This window comes from Rhizobium sullae (assembly GCF_900169785.1).
GTDB lineage: Bacteria > Pseudomonadota > Alphaproteobacteria > Rhizobiales > Rhizobiaceae > Rhizobium > Rhizobium sullae.
Genome location: NZ_FWER01000252.1, coordinates 1 through 379 on the forward strand (window position 1 = coordinate 1; position 379 = coordinate 379).

1 pseudogene is annotated in these 379 nt (G+C 58.2%); it reads left to right on the plus strand.

The window, feature by feature from the left end:
• Positions 1-2: 2 nt before the first annotated feature.
• Positions 3-379: pseudogene (locus BN1800_RS44405) on the plus strand (IS6 family transposase); the annotation flags it as partial.

Below are 379 nucleotides of genomic sequence, written 5' to 3' on the forward strand. Positions count from 1 at the left end.
GCCTGAGGATGGTCGAGGAGATGCTGCTGGAGCGCGGTATCGTCGTCTCCCATGAGACGATCCGGAGATGGGGTCGTAAATTCGGAACGGCTTATGCCAGGCAGTTGTGCAGAAAGAGGCCTTCGCGAAAGGATATCTGGCATCNTCGGAACGGCTTATGCCAGGCAGTTGTGCAGAAAGAGGCCTTCGCGAAAGGATATCTGGCATCTGGACGAGGTGGTGATTTCCATCGGCGGCCGCAAACATTGGCTCTGGCGTGCCGTTGACCAAGACGGTTACGTTCTCGACGAGATCGTTCAAGCCCGCCGCGATACCCAAAGCCGCCAGGCGATTGCTGGTCAGGCTGCTGAAGAAGCAAGGCCTGACGCCGAAGCGGATC